At 70.6% G+C, this 20326-nt stretch carries 17 protein-coding genes; 10 read left to right on the forward strand and 7 right to left on the reverse strand.

The features are described 5' to 3' along the window. Positions 1–33 precede the first annotated feature (33 nt). Complete coding sequence (locus H283_RS24830) at positions 34–1065, forward strand: ScyD/ScyE family protein (RefSeq protein WP_196805969.1); 1032 nt, start codon at positions 34–36, stop codon at positions 1063–1065. A gap of 84 nt (positions 1066–1149) precedes the next feature. On the opposite strand, the gene H283_RS0111340 is transcribed toward H283_RS24830, so the two are convergent. Further along, positions 1150–2736: a catalase gene (locus tag H283_RS0111340; RefSeq protein WP_020143640.1), complete on the reverse strand. Its 1587-nt coding sequence runs from the start codon at positions 2734–2736 to the stop codon at positions 1150–1152. Between the two features lie 66 nt (positions 2737–2802). Here H283_RS0111340 and H283_RS0111345 point away from each other — a divergent pair, with 66 nt between their 5' ends. From H283_RS0111345 to H283_RS26645, 3 genes are all read left to right on the forward strand, one after another. Then, positions 2803–3333 carry a hypothetical protein gene (locus H283_RS0111345; RefSeq protein ID WP_020143641.1) on the forward strand — a complete coding sequence of 177 codons (531 nt, stop codon included), beginning with the start codon at positions 2803–2805 and terminating at the stop codon, positions 3331–3333. A 210-nt stretch (positions 3334–3543) separates the two neighbouring features. Beyond that, entirely contained in the window at positions 3544–4869 is a 1326-nt protein-coding gene (gene serS, locus H283_RS0111350; protein WP_020143642.1) for a serine--tRNA ligase, read from the forward strand. 262 nt (positions 4870–5131) lie between these two features. Next, positions 5132–7624: a hypothetical protein gene (locus H283_RS26645; RefSeq protein ID WP_020143643.1), complete on the forward strand. Its 2493-nt coding sequence runs from the start codon at positions 5132–5134 to the stop codon at positions 7622–7624. Here H283_RS26645 and H283_RS0111360 read toward each other — a convergent pair. From H283_RS0111360 to H283_RS0111385, 6 genes are all read right to left on the reverse strand, one after another. Further along, positions 7561–8733 carry a Gfo/Idh/MocA family protein gene (locus H283_RS0111360; RefSeq protein ID WP_231372267.1) on the reverse strand — a complete coding sequence of 391 codons (1173 nt, stop codon included), beginning with the start codon at positions 8731–8733 and terminating at the stop codon, positions 7561–7563. The genes H283_RS26645 and H283_RS0111360 overlap by 64 nt on opposite strands. A gap of 47 nt (positions 8734–8780) precedes the next feature. Continuing rightward, positions 8781–9521 carry a GntR family transcriptional regulator gene (locus H283_RS0111365; RefSeq protein ID WP_020143645.1) on the reverse strand — a complete coding sequence of 247 codons (741 nt, stop codon included), beginning with the start codon at positions 9519–9521 and terminating at the stop codon, positions 8781–8783. A gap of 66 nt (positions 9522–9587) precedes the next feature. Further along, positions 9588–10001 (reverse strand): universal stress protein, encoded by a 414-nt coding sequence (locus H283_RS0111370; protein ID WP_020143646.1) that lies wholly within the window; start codon positions 9999–10001, stop codon positions 9588–9590. A gap of 13 nt (positions 10002–10014) precedes the next feature. Next, positions 10015–10830: an ATP-binding cassette domain-containing protein gene (locus H283_RS0111375; protein ID WP_020143647.1), complete on the reverse strand. Its 816-nt coding sequence runs from the start codon at positions 10828–10830 to the stop codon at positions 10015–10017. 1 nt (position 10831) lies between these two features. Beyond that, complete coding sequence (locus H283_RS0111380) at positions 10832–11893, reverse strand: ABC transporter permease (RefSeq protein WP_020143648.1); 1062 nt, start codon at positions 11891–11893, stop codon at positions 10832–10834. 84 nt (positions 11894–11977) lie between these two features. After that, positions 11978–12979, reverse strand: coding sequence for a substrate-binding domain-containing protein (locus tag H283_RS0111385; RefSeq protein ID WP_020143649.1), 1002 nt, complete (start codon positions 12977–12979; stop codon positions 11978–11980). A gap of 561 nt (positions 12980–13540) precedes the next feature. On the opposite strand from H283_RS0111385, the gene H283_RS0111390 reads away from it, so the two are divergent. Genes H283_RS0111390 through H283_RS0111415 form a run of 6 tightly spaced genes read left to right on the forward strand, consistent with a single transcriptional unit; the run spans position 13541 to position 20255 of the window. Continuing rightward, a complete protein-coding gene (locus H283_RS0111390; protein ID WP_028785527.1) occupies positions 13541–14545 on the forward strand; it encodes a Gfo/Idh/MocA family oxidoreductase in 1005 nt (334 codons plus the stop codon). Positions 14546–14559: 14 nt separating this feature from the next. Continuing rightward, on the forward strand, positions 14560–15573 hold the full coding sequence (gene iolC, locus H283_RS0111395; protein ID WP_051103624.1) for a 5-dehydro-2-deoxygluconokinase: 1014 nt from the start codon (positions 14560–14562) through the stop codon (positions 15571–15573). Then, positions 15570–16493: a hypothetical protein gene (locus H283_RS0111400; RefSeq protein ID WP_020143652.1), complete on the forward strand. Its 924-nt coding sequence runs from the start codon at positions 15570–15572 to the stop codon at positions 16491–16493. The genes iolC and H283_RS0111400 overlap by 4 nt, the downstream gene beginning before the upstream one ends. Next, complete coding sequence (iolB, locus tag H283_RS0111405; RefSeq protein WP_020143653.1) at positions 16490–17410, forward strand: 5-deoxy-glucuronate isomerase; 921 nt, start codon at positions 16490–16492, stop codon at positions 17408–17410. The genes H283_RS0111400 and iolB overlap by 4 nt, the downstream gene beginning before the upstream one ends. Beyond that, positions 17407–19377 carry a 3D-(3,5/4)-trihydroxycyclohexane-1,2-dione acylhydrolase (decyclizing) gene (iolD, locus tag H283_RS0111410; RefSeq protein WP_020143654.1) on the forward strand — a complete coding sequence of 657 codons (1971 nt, stop codon included), beginning with the start codon at positions 17407–17409 and terminating at the stop codon, positions 19375–19377. Before iolB ends, iolD begins: the two co-directional genes overlap by 4 nt. Further along, positions 19374–20255, forward strand: coding sequence for a sugar phosphate isomerase/epimerase (locus H283_RS0111415; RefSeq protein ID WP_020143655.1), 882 nt, complete (start codon positions 19374–19376; stop codon positions 20253–20255). Before iolD ends, H283_RS0111415 begins: the two co-directional genes overlap by 4 nt. Positions 20256–20326: the final 71 nt, after the last annotated feature.

Below are 20326 nucleotides of genomic sequence, written 5' to 3' on the forward strand. Positions count from 1 at the left end.
GTTACCGCGCAGGCGAGTCCGGCGCACAGTCACATGTCTAGTCACATGCCGAAGGTCATCGCCTCCGGCCTCAACAGCCCCCGACAGCTGGCCTTCAGCCCGAGCGGGGCCCTCTACGTCGCGGAGGCAGGGACGACCGGCACGACCGCCTGCCGACCCAACCCCATCGACCCGACCACCCAGGCGTGTGTCGGCCTCACGGGCTCCGTCGCTCGCATCGGTGCCAAAGGCTCCGTCAAACGAGTGGTGACCGGTCTGTCGTCCGCCGGCGGTACCGCGGATGCGCTCGGGCCCGCAGATCTCGTCTTCACGGGTGAGCACACCTTCGCCCTCACCATGGGCCTCGGCGGCTCGCCCGACTACCGGGACAGCTTCGGACCCCAGGGGGCCAACCTCGGCAAGCTGCTGAAGGTCGAGCTCAAGGACCACGGCAAGGCGCGCGTGACGTCGATCGCCGACCTCGCGCGCTTCGAGCAGCGCAAGAACCCCGACGGCACCGACGTCGACAGCGACCCGACGGGTCTGGCGCGGTCCGGAAAGGGCTTCGTCTACACCGACTCCGGCGGCAACTCCGTCAACGCGGTCCGCAAGCACGTCTCGAACGTGGCCGTGCTCCCGCCTGTGCTGACTACCGTGGCGTCCCCTGTCGGCCCGCCGGCCGGGTTCCCCGCCGACGCAGTGCCGACAGACGTCGTCAAGGGACCGGACGGGGCCTGGTACGTCTCGCAGCTCGTCGGCTTCCCGTTCGAGAAGGGGTCGGCGGCGATCTGGCGCATCAAGCCCGGCCACGCGCCCACGAAGTGGGCGACCGGCCTGACCAACGTCACGTCGCTCGCGTTCGACAAGGAGGGCCACCTGTACGCCGTGGAGATCGCGTCGAACGGGCTCGCGTCCCCGCCGCCGATCGGCGCGCTGGTGCGTGTCAGGCCGCACTCGACGTCCCCGACGGTCGTCACCGGCGGCCTCTTCATGCCGTACGGCCTCGCGTTGCGCGGTGACTACGCCTACGTGACCACGCACGCGACCGACGCAGGTGGTGGACAGGTGGTCAGGATTCACCTCTGACCCGGATTCACCCGCACGAGGTATGCCGTGTGCCTGACGGGGGCACACGGCATACCTCTGCGTGTTGCTGGGCGAAACGCCCTGTCAGTGGGCGGCGTTCGTGTCCGTCTCGACGATCGGGTCGTTGACGACCTTGGCGTCGTCGGCGTCTCCGCCCGGGTTGGCGCCGCCGAGGCCGGCGCGGACGAGCTCCTCGATCTGCTTGCCCGTCTCGGCGTCGACGCTCTTCCAGTAGTCGAAGGCGCGCTCAAGCACCGGTGACTTCACGCCGCCGAGCAGGTGGCCGGCGACGGTCTCGGTGAACATCTCGCGCTGCGCGTCGTCCCAGACCTCGCGGACGAGCAGGCCCGCCTGGCTGAAGTCGTCGTCGTCCTCGCGCAGCGTGTAGGCCTGGCGCACCATGGCGCCGTCGGTCTCCCAGCCCTCCTCGACCTCACCGACCTCGTCGGCGTAGCCGCGGCCCTCGCTGTTGGGGGCGTAGACGGGCTGGTCACCGTGGTGGTCGTAGGCCATCGGGCCGTCCTGCGTGTAGGTGTTGAGGCCGTCGACGCGGGGACGGTTGACCGGCAGCTGGAGGTAGTTCGGGCCGATGCGGTAGCGGTGCGTGTCGCTGTAGGCGAAGACGCGGCCGAGCAGCATCTTGTCGGGGGAGAAGCCGATGCCCGGCACGACCGCCGACGGCTCGAAGGCCGCCTGCTCGATCTGCGCGAAGAAGTTGTCCGGGTTGCGGTTCAGCGTCATCGTGCCGACCTTGATGAGCGGGTAGTCGCTGTGCGGCCACACCTTCGTCAGGTCGAAGGGGTTGAGGTGGTAGGTCTTCGCGTCCTCGTAGGGCATGGCCTGGATCGAGAGCGTCCAGCTCGGGAAGTCGCCCGCCTCGATCGCGTCGTGGAGGTCGCGCCGGTGGTGGTCGGCGTCCTGGCCGGCGATGCGCTCGGCCTCTGCCCCGGTCAGGCCCTCGACACCCTGGTTGCTGTGGAAGTGGTACTTGACCCAGTGCTTCTCACCGGCCTCGTTGATCCAGAGGAAGGTGTGGCTGCCGTAGCCGTTCATGTGGCGGAACGTCTTCGGGATGCCGCGGTCGCCCATGAGGTAGGTGACCTGGTGCGCCGACTCGGGGTTGAGGCTCCAGAAGTCCCACTGCATGTGGTTGTCGCGCAGGCCCGAGCCGCCGCGGCGCTTCTGGCTGCGGATGAAGTGCGGGAACTTCATCGTGTCGCGGATGAAGAAGACCGGGGTGTTGTTGCCGACGAGGTCGTAGTTGCCCTCGGTCGTGTAGAACTTCAGCGCGAAGCCGCGGGGGTCGCGCCACGTGTCGGGGCTGCCCTGCTCACCGGCGACGGTCGAGAAGCGCGCGAGCATCTCGGTGCTGGCGCCCTTCTGGAAGAGCGCGGCCTTGGTGTAGGCCGACACGTCCTCGGTCGTCTCGAAGGTGCCGAACGCGCCGGAACCCTTCGCGTGGACGTTGCGCTCCGGGATGCGCTCGCGGTTGAAGTGCGCCATCTGGTTGAGGAAGTGGTGGTCGTGCAGCAGGATCGGGCCGTCCGGGCCGACGGTGAGCGAGTTGCGGTCGCTCGGGGCCGGCGCTCCGTTGTCGGTGTGCGACCCGAGTCGCGCCTCGTCGCTCGGTGCGGTCTCGATCGACTCGCGGGACTTCGTGCTCTCACTCATGTCTGCTCCTTCGACGGCTGTACATAGGCCATACCCAGTCGGCCCGGCCGGTCCTAGAGTCGGGTCATGAGGCTGCGCCGCATCGTCGAGGCCGTGCCGGTGGTGGCTGCGGTGACCGCGGCGCTGCTCGCTGCCGGCTGCACGACGGACGGTGGCGTGCGGGTGACGCCGACAGGGCTGTCCGCCGGGAGGGTCACGCCGGAGGTCTCTCTCACCCCGATCGACCCCGGACCGCCCCCCGTCGTGACGGTGCCTCCGCCGGTGGCCGGTGAGGTGGCGCGGGTCGTCGTGACCAAGCAGGGCTCGGGCAAGGCGTTCCGCAACGTCCCCGGCGTGCCCGTCGCCGAGGGCCACACCTACACGGTCGAGGTCGCCTGCGCTGCCGGTCGGGCCACGGAGGGCTCGAGCTACGCCGTCTACGACGCCGCGCCCGGCACGTGGGGCCACGGCGAGCCGCTCTACTCCCGCCCCTTCGCGTGCGACGGCGCCGTGCAGCGGACCGTGCACCTGGGGCTGCCGTCAGGACGGGTCCAGATCGACGTCCGCGGCCTCCCGGCCGACGCCGTGACGGCATACGCCCTCATCCGCCCCGAATAGTCGAGTGAGCGCCCCGTCCCACTCGAGTGAGCGCTCCGTCCCACTCGAGTGAGCGCTCCGTCCCACTCGAGTGAGCGCCCAACCGCATGCGTCACGTGACGGATGGGGCGGAGCGCTCACTCGTCTGGGGTTGAGCGCTCACTCGAGTTGGGGGAGGGGTCGGCGGATCTCGGTCGTGGGTCCGCGCGGCGCGCGGATAGGCTGGCCCGCGTGATCGACATCAAGCTCGTGCGCGACGAACCCGACCGGGTCCGCGCCTCGCAACAGGCCCGTGGTGAGGACCCGGGGATCGTGGACGCGATCCTCGCTGCCGACGAGCGCCGTCGATCGTCCCTCGGCGAGTTCGAGAAGCTGCGCGCCGAGCAGAAGACCGTCAGCAAGTCGGTCGGTGCGGCCATGGGCGCCTTCCAGAAGGCGAAGAAGTCGGGCGCCGACGATGCCGCCCACCTCGAGAAGGTGGCACACGAGGCACGGGCGCACGCCGGCACGCTGAGCGAGCAGGTCAAGGCGCTCGAGAGCGACGCCGACGAGGCCGGGGCCGAGCTCGAGCGCCTGCTCCGCCGGGTCGGCAACGTCATCATGGACGGGGTGCCCGTCGGCGGTGAGGACGACTACGTCGTGCTCGAGACCGTCGGAACGCCAAGGGACTTCGCGGCCGAGGGCTTCGAGCCACTCGACCACCTCGCGCTCGGCGAGAAGCTCGGCGCCATCGACATGGAGCGCGGCGCCAAGGTCGGCGGCGCGCGCTTCTACTACCTCACCGGCGTCGGCGCCCTGCTCGAGCTGGCGCTGCTCAACATGGCGATGGCCCAGGCGACCGCGGCCGGCTTCACACCGATGATCACGCCGACGCTCGCGCGCCCCGAGATCATGGTCGGCGCCGGCTTCATGGACGCGCACGCCGACGAGGTCTACCACCTCGAGGCTGACGACCTCTATCTCACCGGCACGTCGGAGGTCGCCCTCGCCGGCTACCACTCCGACGAGATCATCGACCTGTCCTCGGGCCCGAAGAGGTATGCCGGGTGGTCGGCCTGCTACCGCCGCGAGGCCGGGTCGCACGGCAAGGACACCCGCGGCATCATCCGCGTGCACCAGTTCCACAAGGTCGAGATGTTCAGCTACTGCCGTCCCGAGGACGCGGAGGCCGAGCACCAGCGCCTGCTCGCGTGGGAGCGCGAGATGCTCGCCAAGATCGAGGTGCCCTACCGGATCATCGACACGGCGGCCGGCGACCTCGGCGGCCCCGCGGCCCGCAAGTTCGACTGCGAGGCCTGGGTGCCGACGCAGGGCAAGTTCCGCGAGCTGTCGTCGACGTCGAACTGCACGACCTACCAGGCGCGCCGCCTCAACACGCGTGAGCGCGACCCGAACGGCTCGGGCACTCGTGCCGTCGCCACGCTCAACGGCACGCTCGGCACGACGCGCTGGCTCGTCGCGATCCTCGAGAACCACCAGCAGGTCGACGGCTCGGTCCGCGTGCCCGAGGCCCTGCGCCCCTTCATCGGCATGGACGTCCTGGCCCCTCTCCCCTGACGGGCGTGGCTCGTCCTGTCCCGGTCTGTCCTCACCGAGGACACATCGGACAGCGACCCGTGTCAGAAAGGTGCAGGTCAGGGACGTTCTCCGACATTTTCCTGTGAGCTGTCTGAGTGCCGTGTTAGCGTTCGCGCGGCTGTCGGTGCCGGGTCAGCGTGACCCCTCCGCCCAGCCTTCCTTCATCTTCTGCCGGCATCCGTGGTGCTGCCGCGCACATCAACACAGGGGAATGCTCTTGTCATTGAAGCCTGCCCATCGCATGTCGGCTGAGGTGGCGCGACGCGCACCTGCGCGCCGACCCGCGTCGGTCATCGTCGCCGTCCTCGTCGCCCTCGTGGCCTCGGTCTTCGCCGGCACTGTGCCGGCCCGTGCGGACGTACTGCCCCCGGTGGCTCCCGCCGACACGATCTCGCTCACGGGTGAGCCGCGAGTCGGCCAGACCGTCACCGCGAACGTTGGAGTCTGGACGCCCGAGGGCGTCACGTTCTCCTACGAGTGGCTGTCGGACGACGTCGTGCTCGATGGCCAGACACAGCCGCAGCTCGTCCTTGCTCCTGAGCTGCTCGGCAGCTCCGTGAAGGTCCGGGTCACCGGGTCGGCCGACGGCTACACGCCGGCGAGCAAGGACTCCGATGCGGTGGTCGTCACGAAGGGCGTGCTCTCCAGCACGCCCCTTCCCACGATCACGGGTGCCGCCAAGGTGGGCAGCCCGCTCGTCGTCGACGGTGGGTCGTGGGACGAGGGCGTGACCCTTGACTACCAATGGCTGTCCGAGGGCACCCCCATCATTGACGCCACTGATCCGACCTTCACCCCCGACGCCTCACACCTCGGCAGCGCCATCACCGTCGAGGTGTCTGGTTCGATGCCGGGCTACGAGAGCGTCACGAAGACGAGCGGAGCGACCGCGGCGGTGGCGCCCGGTGACCTCGTCGCCGGCGTCCCGACCGTGAGCGGCACGGCCCGGGTCGGCGAGGCCCTCAGCGGCCAGACGGGAACGTGGTCGCCCGTCCCGGACTACTCGTACCAGTGGTTCGTCGCAGGAGCCCCGATCGCGGCCGCGACCGGAACGACGTTCGTGCCCGAGGCGGTGGACCAGGGCAAGGCGGTGACCTTGCGCGTGACCGGGGCCCTGCCGGGCTACACCTCGCGCGCCGCCCTGTCGGTCCCGGTCGTCATCGGCTCTGGTGTCTACTCGGTGGCCCCGACCCCGTCGATCGGCGGGGTCGCCAGGGTGGGCTCACCGCTCACCGCGAACACCGGAGGATGGGCGCCGGTCCCGACGTTCTCCTACCAGTGGTTCGCCGATGGCGCGGCCATCAGTGGTGCCACCGGCTCGAGCTTCACCCCGGCCGCCATCCAGCGCGGCAAGCGGCTCTCAGTCCAGGTCACGGCCACGAGGTCTGGCTTCCCGACCACGACGCGGACGTCGGCGCAGACGGCCGCAGTGGCCTATGGCGTGTTCACGGCGGCTCCGACGCCGACCATCTCCGGGACGGCACGTGTCGGAGCGGCGCTCAAGGCGATGCCGGGCATCTGGTCCCCCAGCGCGACCCTGAGCTACCAGTGGCGCGCCGATGGCGCCGCGGTGACCGGCGCGACGGGCTCGTCGTTCACGCCCCAGGCCGCGCAGCGCGGGAAGCGCATCACCGTGACCGTCGCGGCGCGACGTGACGGGTTCACCCCCGCGACGCGGACCTCCGCAGCCACCACCTTCGTCGCGTACGGCGTCTTCACGGCGGCCCCGACGCCGCGCATCTCCGGCTACCCGCAGATCGGCTGGGCCCTCACGGCCACGGCTGGCACCTGGGCGCCCTGGGCGTCGGTCAGCTACCAGTGGAAGGCCAACGGTGTCGCCATCAAGGGCGCCACAGCGAGCACCTACAAGCCCGTCTCCGCCGACTATGCCAAGCGCATCACGGTGACCGTGACGGCCAAGCGTCCGGGCTACTCCAACGGGGTGCGCACGAGCGCGGCCACGATCCCGGTCACCAAGCCATTCACGCGGATCGCGACGCCGACCATCGCGGGCACGGCCCGCGTCTTCTCGACGCTGACCGTCAAGCCGGGCTACTGGTACCCCGCTCCGACCTTCGGCTACCAGTGGAAGCGCAACGGGGTCGTCATCACGGGTGCCACACGCAGCACCTACCGTCTGGTCGAAGCGGACTACGGCAAGCGGGTCACCGTCAGCGTGACGGCTCGCCGCTCCGGCTTCACGCCCGTGACTCGCACGAGCGCGGCGTCGGCGACGATCCTCGGTCCGGCGGCGACTCTCACCAAGGACGGCACCTTCCGCGTGGGGGTCTCCCTTGGTCCCGGTACCTATGTCGCACCTGGTGGCTACGGCTGCTACTGGGAACGTCGGAGGAACGCGGGCACGGACTTCGACGGCATCATCGCGAACGACTTCTCTCTGGGCGGCCGCCGCATCGTCACCATCAGCTCGACCGATGCGTACTTCGTGACGGAGGACTGCGGCTCGTGGACGCGGCTTGCGAAGGTGGGCACGCCGCGGACCTCCTTCGGCGAGGGCGCGCAGGCGGTGGGAGTCCACATCCGGCCGGGGTACTACTACGCACCCGGCGGTGACGGCTGCTACTGGGAGGGGCTGTCTGGGTTCAGCGGGCTCTTCGGGGACGTGATCGAGAACGACTTCAGCTACTACGAGCCGCAGTACGTGCACATCTACTCGTGGGTCGTCGGCTTCGACAGCCATGACTGCGGCACCTGGACGCGTATCGGCGACTGACCGTCTCCCAGAGGATCGAGAGCGGTCCGCCCAGGCCTGACGGCCGGGCGGACCGCTCTCTCGCTTGGGTCAAGGGCTGACGTGAGGCCGAGCTGCCTCGCGACCTCGTCCAATGCCGCCATGTTGGCCTGGACCGACTTTGCCGGGTGCAGCGGAGACTCGAGCAGGCCGTCGCCGATGCAGCGGGCCACCTCGAGGGCGGAGTGGTAGAGCGCGCCGTGGCCGATCGGCTCGGGGTCGGTCCACGTCACCGAACCCGACCCGTCGGCGGCGGTGACGACGACGTCGCCGGGCATGAAGAACGGTCCGGGCAGGGTCAGCGTGGCCTCCGTGCCGGCGATGGTCGCGGACGTGGGCGTACGCGTGAGCAGCGTGGAGTGCAGCACGCTCGTCGCGTCGTCGGCATGGGTCAGGAGCATCGCGGCCTGGCCGTTGACGCCGGAGGCCGTCGTCTCTCCAGACGCCAGGACGCGCGTGGCCGGGCCGAGCGCCCACGTCGCGAGCGTCGTCACGTAGGTGCCGAGGTCGAGCAGCGAGCCGCCCGCCATGGCCGGGTCGAGGATGCGGTGCGCCGGGTCGAAGTGCTCGCCGTGGTCCGCGATGACGGTGCGCACGTCGCCGAGCACCCCGGACTCGAGCACCTGCCGCACGACGTCGAAGCGTGGCAGGAAGAGCGACCACATGGCCTCCATGCAGAAGACGCCGGCAGTCGCGGCGGCGGTCGAGATCGCCTCAGCCTCAATGGCATCGAGACCCAGCGGTTTCTCGACGAGCACGTGCTTGCCGGCATCGACGGCGAGCAGCGCGCTGGCCAGGTGCACGTGGTGCGGAGTCGCGACGTAGACGACGTCGACCTCGGGGTCGGCGACGAGGGCCGCCGGGCTCCCATGGGCCCGAAGCCCACCCGCCCGCTGGGCGAAGGCGTCGGCCGAGGCTTGCGACCGCGACCCCACGGCGACGACCTGCTGCGTCGTCGAGGCCTGGAGCGACGCGACGAAGCGCGATGCGATCCACCCGGTGCCGAGGATGCCCCACCGGAGGACGGGCACGCTCTCGGGCGACGGACGGCGTGGGGCAGGGAGGGCGCTGGGCAGCGCAAGGGTCGACACGGCATACCTTCTCGGTGGTCGGTGCGCCGCGAGGGACCCCGGCGCGGTCAGCGCTCGTCGAGCATGACCTCGATGGAGTAGTCCTGGGCGCGGTAGCAGTGGTCGCCGTACTCGACCGGGCCGCCGACGGCGTCGAAGGCGGTGCGAGACATCGTCAGGACCGGCTGGGACGGCGTGAGGTTGAGGTGCTTGCGCTCGGATGCCGACGGCTGTCGCGCACCGATGCGCTGGTGCGCGACGACTGGCTTGCCCCCTCGCGCGCGGAGGAGGGCGTAGAGCCCGTCGCGCTCGAGATCCTCACGGCTGATGTCGGAGTAGGCCGGGGGCAGCCAGTTGCGCAGGATCGCGAGGGGTCGGTCACCGTCGAGCCGCAGCCGGACGAGGCGCAGCAGCGGCGTGTCGACCGGCAGGCCGAGGGCCGCGGCCGCGACCTCGTCGGTCGTCACCTCGTGCGTCAGCACCTGGGTGCGAGGGTCCCCCGAGCCCTCGCGCCGCAGGTCGTCGTAGAGGCTCGTCAGCTCGGCCCGCCGGTGGATCTGGCGCCCCGCGACCGTCGTACCGAGACCCCGCCGGCGGAGCAGCAGCCCCTGCCCGACGAGCTCCTGGATGGCCCTGCGCACCGTCGGTCGCGAGAGCCCGAGCCGGTCGGCCATCGCGACCTCGTTCTCGAACGAGTCGCCCGGCTGGAGGTCGCCGTTCGCGATCGCAGCGCTCAGCTGCTCGGCCAGCTGGTGGTAGAGCGGGACCGGCGTCTCACGGTCGATGCGGACGTCAACGGGCTTGGGCATGGCCGCAGACTAACGAGACGGTTCGGCCATGCGCGCACATGTTCATGTCAGCACACCCTCGTGTCATCACCTCGGGCTCTTGACGACGAGGACGGGCACGTCGGCGTCGAGGATGATGTTCTGGGCCACGCTGCCGAGGAAGGCCTTGCCCATCGGCGAGCGACGGCGGGCCCCGATGACGAGCAGGTCCGGACCGAGCTCGCTCACGGTGGCGAGGATCGCCTCCGACACGTCCGCGATGTCCCGGCCGCCGGGGACGAGGCGCACGTCCCACTGGAGGTCGGGCAGGCACGCGGCCTCGAGGGCGTTCTCGACGGCATCGGAGATGCCGGCCTTGTTGGCCTCCGCGATGTCGTTGTCGAGCGACTCGACGACGTGGACGACGAGGAGATGGGTCCCGCGGTATGCCGCCTGGCGGGCTCCCTCCTGGAGCGCGAGCGCGCTCGAGCTGCGGGTGTGGTGGGCGACGGCGACGCTCATGACGCCACCCCGCTCACTTCTGCAGCTCGTGCGAGAGCTCGGTGAGCTCGTCGCCGCCGGCCATCTGGCGGGTCAGCTCGTCGAGACCGACGTCGGCGCGCTTCTTGTCGAGCACGGCCTGTCCGAGCTTGAGGATGACGAAGTGGTTGCCGACGAGGTAGGCGTGGTGCGGGTTGTGGGTGATGAAGACGACGCCGAGCCCGGCGTCGCGGGCCGCAGCCGTGTACTTCAGCACGACGCCGGACTGCTTGACGCCGAGAGCCGCGGTCGGCTCGTCGAGGATGAGCACGCGGGCGCCGAAGTAGACGGCCCGGGCGATCGCGACGCACTGGCGCTGGCCACCCGAGAGGGTGCCGATGGGCTGGTTGATGTCCTTGACGACGACGCCCATCTTGCGCAGCTCCTCGTCGGCGATGCGCTTCATGTCGGCGATCCGGAGGGTGGCGAACGGTCCCCTGCCGCTCGTCAGCTCGGAGCCGAGGAAGAAGTTGCGCCAGACCTCCATGAGGGAGACGACGGCGAGGTCCTGGTAGACGGTCGCGATGCCGTGGTCGAGGGACTCGCGCGGCGAGGAGAAGCTGACCTCCTTGCCGTCGACCTTCATCGTGCCCTCGTTGTGCGGGTGCAGGCCGGCCATGATCTTGATCAGGGTCGACTTGCCGGCGCCGTTGTCGCCGAGGACGCACGTCACCTCGCCGGCACGCACCGTGAGGTTGATGCCCTTGAGGGCGCGGATGGCGCCGTACGTCTTGCCGACGTCCTTCATCTCGATGAGCGGCTCACCCGAGTGGAGCTCCGGGTCCGCGTGCTCGGACAGGGTGTCAGTCATGTCAGCCCACCTTTCGGGCGGTCGAGAGCTTCTTGACGTAGAGGTTGACCATCACGGCGAGCAGGAGCATGACGCCGAGGAAGGCCCGGAACCAGTTGGGGTCCCAGCCGGCGTAGACGATGCAGAGGCTCGTCATGCCGAAGATGAACGCGCCGATGGCGACACCGATAGCGTTGCCGTAGCCACCGGTGAGCAGCGTGCCGCCCACGACCGCGGCGATGATGTAGAGGAACTCGTTGCCGATGCCGTTGCCGGCCTGGAGGGTGTCGAACTTGTAGAGCGTGTGCATGCCGACGAACCAGCCGAGGAACGAGACCGACATGAAGAGGCCGATCTTGACGGCCTTGACCGGGACGCCGACGGCGCGGGCGGAGTCGGCGTTGCCGCCGACGGCGTAGATCCAGTTCCCGATCTTGGTGCGCTGGAGGATGAAGGCCGACAGGGCGACGAAGAGGAACCACCAGAGGACGGTGATCTCGACGGTGACGCTGCCGATCTTGAAGCTCGAGGCGAAGATCGCGTCGAGGGTCTTGTAGCCGTCCATCTGGTTGATGTTGGGCGTCGAGACCGAGCCCGTGACGAGCTTCGTGACCCCGAGGTTGGCGCCCTGCAGCACGAAGAACGTGCCCAGGGTGATGAGGAAGCTCGGTATGCCGGTCCTCACCACCAGATAGCCGTTGAGGAAGCCGATGGCGAGGCAGAAGACGAGGGAGAGCACGGCGCCGACGATGAGGTTGATGCCGAGCTGGTAGCAGAACATCGCGTTGACGAGCCCCGCCGTGGTGACGATGACGCCGGCGGAGAGGTCGAACTCGCCGCCGATCATGAGCATTCCCACGGCGACCGCGACGATGCCGATGGTGGAGGACTGGTAGAGCACGGTGAAGAACGACGCGGGCGACCGGAAGGCCGGGGCGACGATAAGGAAGAAGACGAAGATGACGATCGCCGCGACGAGCGCCCCGACCTCGGGGCGGGCGAGCAGGCGGTTCGACCAGCCGAGCGTGACCCGGTTCGACGCCTCGGCTGGTGCCGAGGGTGGAGTCTTGGTGGTTTGACTCATGGACCTCTCCGATCCGTATGACGTGCGAGGAGTGAAGTGCGAGAGGGCGGCCGGCCCTGTTGCCCGGGCCGGCCGCCCCGTGGGTCAGCGCGTGTTGTTCTTGGCGAACGGGAGGATGACGCCGATGTTCTTGGCATCGACGAACGACGGTCCGGTCAGGACGGCGAGGCCGCCGCCGATGTCGTTGCCGTTCTTCTTGTTGAGGTAGAGCGACTGGATGGCGAGGTAGCCCTGGACGTAGGGCTGCTGGTCGACCGAGAACTGGATCTTGCCGTCCTGGATCGCCTGCGCGGCGTCGACGTTGAGGTCGAAGGTGGCGAGCTTGGCCTTGCTGCTGGCCGCGTCCATCGCCTTGAGCGCGTCGAGGGCGATCGGCGCGCCGAGCGTGACGATCCAGTCGATCGAGCTGTCCTGCGCGAGCTTGGCCTGCAGGGCCGAGACGACCGACGGGTCGTCGGCGCCGTTGACCTGGATGTTCTCCGTGGCCGGGATGCCCTTCTTGACGCCGGCGCACCGGGCCTCGAGGGCCACCGAGCCGGCGGCCTGGATGACGCAGAGGACCTTCTTGCCGCCGGCGGCGGCGATGCGCTTGCCGGTCGCCTCTCCGGCGAGGTTCTCGTCGGAGCCGAAGTACATCTTGGCGCCGACCTGCTGGTACTGGTCGATGCCGGAGTTGAAGGCGACGACGGGGATGCCGGCGTCGTCGGCCGACTTGACCGCACCGGCGAGGGCATCGGGCGTGGCGAGCGTCGTGGCGATGCCGTCGACCTTGGAGTCGACGGCGTTCTGGATCAGCGTCGCCTGCTTGGCCGGGTCGGGGTCGTTGGAGTACTTGAGCGTGATGCCGCTGTTCTTCGCTGCCTGGGTGGCGCCGGCCTTGATCTTGTCCCAGAACGTGTCGCCCGGGGTCTCGTGGGTGACCATGGCGAACGTGTAGCCGGAGTTGTCACCGGCGCCGCCGCCGCTCCCGGCGTTGGCGGTGCTGGAGGGGGCGCCGCCGCTGCTGCACGCCGCGAGGGCGAGGGCGGCGGCCGTGGCCATGCCGGCTGCGACGGTCAGGCTCTTGCGAGTCCGAGTCGGAGTCATCGTTGATTCCTTTCGTTGCGTCGCGGTGGCCCGGTCGCCGGAGTGGCGCGACGTTCTGTGACGGTGGATCCGTCGATGAGGGTGGAGCCCGTATGCCGTGTGCCGCCTGGCACGTGAGGTGGGGGCCGGAGGGGTGTCGGGTCGAGGTCGACCCGGCCGGTGCGTGTGTGGTGCGCGTGGCTCGAGGGGTCTGGCTGCGTCGCGTCCGGAGCGGACGGTGTGGGGCGAGGTCGTCGCCCGGACGGTGTGCGGGGTTCTCGGCGGGCCCCGGCGACGTCGTGGGTCACCGTGCTCGCACTGGCTCCTCCGTCGCGGGCGGACACCGTGGTCGGTGTCTGCCGGTCCCGGCGTCGGTGCCAGCGATTGGAGGATGCTCCTTTCCTTGCAGTGATGTCAAGAGATTGATCAAACATCAGAATGTCCTTACATTTGCTTGACACGACGAGGCCCGCGGCACGACCATCGTTCTCGAAGGGACGACGACGTCGAGAGGCTCGCCGACCGGAACCCGTGGCGACCACCCCCCGGCTCGCCGCCCACCGCGAACCCAAGGGAGTGTCCATGCGCATCGGACTGGCCGGAGTCGGCCGCATCGGGGCGTTCCACGCCGAGACCCTCCGCGACCTGACCGACGTCGACGAGGTCGTCGTCGCCGACCTGGACGCCGACGCCGCCCGCGCCGTCGCGGACAAGCTCGAGGTCGGCTTCGCTGCTTCGCCGGCCGAGCTGCTCGCCCACGGTGTCGACGGCTTCGTCATCGCCACGGCGACGCCGGGACACGCGCCGCTCATCCGTCTCGGTCTCGAGGCCGGGGTCCCCACCTTCTGCGAGAAGCCCGTCGCGGCCACGCTCGACGAGACGCTGGACCTCGCCCGTCTCGTCCGCACGACGAGCACGCCCGTCCACGTCGGCTTCCAGCGACGCTTCGACCGCGGCTACCAGCGCGCCCAGCAGGCCGTGGCAGGCGGCGAGCTCGGCTTCGTCCACAGCATCCGGGCGCAGACGCACGACCAGGCGCCGCCCCACGCCGCGTACATCCCGACGAGCGGCGGCCTCTTCCGCGACTGCTCGATCCACGACTTCGACATCATCCGCTTCGTCACCGGCCGCGAGGTCGCCTCGGTCTACGCCACCGGCGCCAACAAGGGCGCCGCGTTCTTCTCCGAGGCCGGCGACGTCGACACCGCCGCGGCCGTCCTGACGCTCGACGACGGCACGCTCGTCAACCTCTCCGCGACGCGCTACAACGGCGCCGGCCACGACGTGCGCATGGAGGTCCTCGGCAGCGACGGCACGATCGGCGTCGGCTACGACGACTCGCTCGCCGTCACCTCCGCCGAGCCCGGTGCAACCTACCCGGTCGGCCCCCGTCACTGGTCGTTCATGGAGCGCTTCCTGCCGGCCTACCGTGCCGAGCTGACGGCCTTCGCGGCCGTCGCCCGCGGCGCGCTGGCCTCGCCGTGCACCGTCGACGACGCGCTCCAGGCCTTCCGCGTCGCCGACGCCTGCGAGCTCTCCCGACGCGAGGGTCGTGTCGTCTCCCTCGACGAGATCCCGAGCCTGTGAACGACGTGGACGCCATGGACACCACGACCTCCGCGGCCGGCGACACGGCATACGACGTCGTCGCGATCGGCCGCACGGGCGTCGACATCTACCCGCTCCAGCACGGCGTGGGGCTCGAGAAGGTGCGCACGTTCGAGAAGTTCCTCGGCGGCAGCGCGACGAACGTCGCGGTGGCGGCCGCCCGCCACGGGCACCGGACCGCGCTCGTCACGCGGACCGGGCAGGACGCGTTCGGCCGCTACATCCACGAGGCGCTGCGCGACTTCGGCGTCGACGACACCTTCGTCTCCGCCGTCGCCGGGCCGCCCACGCCCGTCACCTTCTGCGAGGTCTTCCCGCCCGACGACTTCCCGCTGTACTTCTACCGCTACCCGACTGCGCCGGACCTCATGATCGAGCCGGACGAGCTGCCGCTCGACGCGATCCGCTGCGCCGGCGTCTACTGGTCGACCGTCACGGGGCTGTCGCAGGAGCCGAGCCGGGCCGCGCACTTCCGGGCCTGGGAGGCGCGCGGGCGTCGCACGCACACGGTGCTCGACCTCGACTACCGCCCGATGTTCTGGTCCGACCCGGCCGAGGCGAGCGAGCAGGTCGGGCGCGCGCTCGACCACGTGACCGTCGCCGTCGGCAACCGTGAGGAGTGCGAGGTCGCGGTCGGCGAGACCGACCCCCAACGAGCGGCCGACGCGCTGCTCGAGCGCGGGGTCGAGCTCGCCGTCGTCAAGCAGGGACCCAAGGGGGTGCTCGCCGCGACCCGCGAGGAGCGCCTGGAGGTCCCGCCGTTCCCCGTCGACGTCGTCAACGGCCTCGGTGCCGGCGACGCGTTCGGAGGCGCCCTCTGCCACGGCCTGCTCGAGGGCTGGGACCTGCGGCGCGTCCTCGAGTTCGCGAACGTCGCAGGTGCGATCGTCGCCAGCAAGCTCGAGTGCTCCACCGCGATGCCGACCTCCGCCGAGGTCGACGAGCGCCTGGCCGCCGCAGGCCGGCAGGCCTCCCCGTTCGCTACCACCGCCGAGGAGGCGCGATGACCACCACGCAGCACGAGCCCGCCGTGAGCCCGACCGTCCGGGTCGCAGACCTGACCGAGATCCGCGTGCGCGAGCCCGGGCGCATCGCCGCCGCGTGGGCCGCGCGCCGCCGCCGTCCACTCGTCCGCGAGGACGGCCGGATGCTCCTCGTTGCCGCCGACCACCCCGCCCGGGGCGCTCTCGGCGTCCGCGGCTCCGGCACCGCCATGGCGAGCCGCAGCGACCTGCTCGAGCGACTCGTCACAGCCCTCCAGCGGCCCGGCGTCGACGGCGTGCTCGGCACGCCCGACGTCCTCGACGACCTGCTCCTGCTCGGGGCCCTCGACGACAAGGTCGCCATCGGCTCGATGAACCGCGGTGGCCTCCAGGGCGCCACCTTCGAGCTCGACGACCGCTTCACCGCCTACACGGCGGCCGAGATCGCGGCGCGTGGCATCGACGGCGGCAAGATGCTGACGCGCATCTGCCTCGACGACCCGGGCACGGTGGCCACCCTCGAGGCGAGCGCCAAGGCGGTCACCGAGCTCGCCGAGCACCAGGTCATGGCGATGGTCGAGCCGTTCCTGTCGACGCGTGAGGGCGGGCGGGTCGTCAACCAGCTCGACCCCGACTCGACGATCAAGTCGGTCCACATCGCCGCGGGCCTCGGCGCCTCGAGCGCCTACACGTGGCTCAAGCTGCCCGTCGTCGACGAGCTCGACCGCGTCATGGACGCGACGACCCTGCCGACGCTCCTCCTCGGCGGGGACCCCCAGGGTGACCCGCAGGACACGTACGCCTCGTGGGGCCGAGCGCTCGACCTGCCCGCCGTGCGCGGTCTCGTCGTGGGGCGCGCCCTGCTCTTCCCGCCCGGCGGCGACGTCGCCGCGGCCGTCGACATCGCCGCGGAGCTGGTGCACGGGAGCGGGGTCGGCGCGTGAGCGACAACGAGCGCTGGGTGCGCCCCCGGGGGAGCGCCGGCACGACGGAGTGGTCGGTGGCCGTCGACGACGCCGTGGACGGGTGGTCGCACACCCGGTTGTATGCCGCTGAGCTGGCTGGTGGTGAGAGCCGCACCGTCGTGGCCGGGGAGTGGGAGCACGTCGTCGTGCCGCTCTCGGGTTCCGTCGCCGTCACGGCCACCGACCCGGAGGGCCTCGAGCACGAGGCCATCCTCACGGGACGGACCTCGGTCTTCGCCGGGCCCACCGACGTCGCCTACGCCACGCGCGACTGCGACGTCACGGTGACCGCCGAGGGCGGTCCCGCATCGGTCGCCGTCTGCGGCGCCCGCGCGGCGCGACGGCACACGCCGCCGTTCCGTCACGTGGGCGTCGCAGACGTGCCCGTCGAGCTGCGTGGCGCCGGCGCCGCGTCCCGCGAGGTCCGCAACTTCGGCATCCCGGGCGTCCTCGACGCCGACTCGATCATCGCCTGCGAGGTCATCACCCCCGGCGGCAACTGGAGCTCCTACCCGCCGCACAAGCACGACGAGGAGCGGCCGGGGGTGGAGACGGAGCTCGAGGAGATCTACTACTTCGAGGTCGCCCCGTCGGCCGGTGCTCCGGAGGCGGCGGGGGCGAGCCCGGTCGGCTACCAACGGGTCTACGGCACCGACGACCGGCCCATCGACGTCCTCGCCGAGGTGCGCTCGGGCGACGTCGTCCTCGTGCCGCACGGCTGGCACGGCCCGGCGATGGCCGCCCCCGGCTACGACCTCTACTACCTCAACGTCATGGCCGGCCCGGGTGCCGAGCGGGCCTGGCTCATCTGCGACGACCCCGCACACGGCTGGGTCCGCGACACGTGGTCCGACCAGCCGGTCGACCCCCGACTTCCCCTTGGAGGTGCTCGATGACGAGCGACACCCGCGCGGCCGGAACGGTGCGTCTGACCGTGGCCCAGGCCGTGGTGCGCTTCCTCGCCAACCAGTGGAGCGAGCGCGACGGCGAGCGGCAGAAGCTCTTCGCCGGCTGCTTCGGGATCTTCGGTCACGGCAACGTCGCCGGGATCGGCCAGGCGCTGCTGCAGAACGAGCTCGCCGACGGGGAGGAGCACCTTCCCTACGTGCTCGCCCGCAACGAGCAGGCGATGGTCCACACATCCGTCGCCTACGCCCGCCAGAAGGACCGCCTCCAGACGTGGGCGTGCACCGCCTCCGTCGGGCCCGGCTCGACGAACATGCTGACCGGCGCCGCCCTGGCGACGATCAACCGGATCCCCGTGCTGCTGCTGCCGTCCGGCACCTTCGCGACGCGGGTGAGCTCGCCGGTGCTCCAGGAGCTCGAGCTGCCGTATGCCGCCGACGTGACCGTCAACGACGCCTTCCGCCCGCTGTCGAGGTTCTTCGACCGGGTCAGCCGTCCAGAGCAGCTGCCGTCGGCGCTGCTCGGTGCGATGCGGGTGCTCACCGACCCGGTCGAGACGGGCGCCGTGACGATCTCGCTCCCGCAGGACGTGCAGGCCGAGGCCCACGACTGGCCCGTCGAGCTCTTCGCGCCGCGCACGTGGCGGGTGGCACGTCCGCTGCCCGAGGCCGTCGACGTCGCCGACGCCGCAGCGGTGATCCGCTCGGCGAAGCGGCCGCTCGTCGTCGCCGGTGGTGGCGTGCACTACAGCGGCGCCGAGGAGGCGCTGAAGGCTTTCTGCGAGGTCACCGGCATCCCCGTCGGTGAGTCTCAGGCCGGCAAGGGCTCGCTGCCGCACGGGCACCCGCAGGAGATGGGCGCGGTCGGCTCGACCGGCACGACGGCCGCCAACGCGCTCGCCGCCGAGGCGGACGTCGTCATCGGCATCGGCACGCGCTGGAGCGACTTCACCACGGCGTCGCGGACGGCCTTCCAGGACAACGGGGTCCGCTTCGTCAACGTTAACGTCGCGCGCTTCGACGCCGGCAAGCACTCGGGGCTCTCGGTCGTCGCCGACGCCCGGGAGGCGATCGTCGCGCTGACCGCGGCGCTCGACGGGTATGCCGTCGACGACGCCTACCGGTCGCGCCAGGCCGCGCTGTGGGCCGAGTGGGACGCCTCGGTCGAGTCGGCCTTCCACCCCGGTGCGGAGGTCACCGACCGGCTGGCCGACGGACTGCTGACCCAGGGCCAGGTGCTCGGTGCGGTCAACGAGCTGACCGACCCCCGCGACGTCGTGCTCTGTGCGGCGGGCTCGATGCCCGGCGACATCCACAAGCTGTGGCGGGTCCGCGACCGCAAGGCCTACCACGTCGAGTACGGCTACTCCTGCATGGGCTACGAGGTGCCGGCCTCGCTCGGCATCCGTCTCGCCGACGAGTCGCGCGACGTCTTCGCCATGGTCGGCGACGGCGGCTACCTCATGATGCCGACCGAGCTCGTCACGGCGGTGCAGGAGCGCATCAAGGTCGTCGTCGTCCTCGTCCAGAACCACGGCTTCCACTCGATCGGCTCGCTGTCGGAGTCGCTCGGCTCGCAGCGCTTCGGCACGAGCTACCGCTTCCGCGGTGAGTCGTCCGGGCGCCTCGACGGCGACGTCCTGCCCGTCGACCTCGCCGCCAACGCGCGCTCACTGGGTGCGCACGTCATCGAGGTGCACTCGCTCGACGAGCTGCACCAGGCGATCAAGGAGGCCAAGGCCGCTCCGGCCGACGGCGGCCCCGTCGTCATCCACGTCGAGACCGACCCGCTCGTCCACGCACCCGACAGTGCGTCGTGGTGGGACGTGCCGGTCTCGGAGGTCAGCGACCTCGACACGACGCAGACGGCATACGCCGAGTACGTCGACCACAAGGGCACCCAGCGTCCGCTCATCACTCCCGTCGACACCACCTCTCACCCGGAGTCCGCGTCATGAAGCTCGCCCTCGACCCCTACATGTTCCGTGAGACGCCGCTGCTCGAGCTGCCCTCTCTCGTGGCCGACCTCGGCTACGAGTGGATCGAGCTCTCGCCGCGCGACGACTTCATCCCGTTCTTCAACCACCCGCGCGTCGACGACGCCGGCGTGGCCACGTTCCGGTCGGCGCTGGCGTCGGCGGGGGTGGGGGTGTCGTCGCTCCTGCCCCTCTTCCGGTGGTCGGGTCCCGACGAGGAGGACCGCAGGGCGGCGGTGCGCTACTGGACGCGCGCCATCCAGATCGCCAGCGACCTCGGCGTCGACACGATGAACTCCGAGCTCAACGGCAACCCGCGCGAGGCCGCCGTCTGCGAGCGGATGTTCTGGCAGTCGATGGAGGACCTGCTGCCCGTCTTCGAGAAGGAGGGGATCCGGCTCGTCCTCGAGCCGCACCCCGACGACTGGGAGGAGGACGGCAAGCGCGCGGTCGACATCATCAGGGGGATCAACAGCCCCAACGTGTCGTTCCTCTACTGCGCGCCGCACACCTTCCACCAGGGCAACGATCCCGACGGGATCATGGACAAGGCCGGCGACCTGCTGACGATGGTCCACGTCGCCGATGCCTACGACCACACGGCGTCGTCGGGGCTGCGCTACATCGTCAACCCGCCCGGGTCGCAGGTCACCGTGCACCAGCACCTCGACATCGGCCAGGGCGAGGTCGACTTCGGCCAGCTCTTCGCCGGTCTCGAGCGCATCGGCTTCGACGGCATCGTCACCTCCTGCGTCTTCGCCTGGGAGGACCGCGCGCGTGAGTCGAGCACCTACATGCGCGACACCATCCGCTCCTACCTCGACAAGTGGTCGACGCCGCCCACGCTCGTCTCTTCTTGAGCTGCAAGGGATCCCATCGGATCCCAGCCGCTCCCACCCGAGCCGGCCACCCGGCACACACGCCCTCCACC

The organism is Terracoccus sp. 273MFTsu3.1 (genome assembly GCF_000383675.1).
GTDB lineage: Bacteria > Actinomycetota > Actinomycetes > Actinomycetales > Dermatophilaceae > Terrabacter.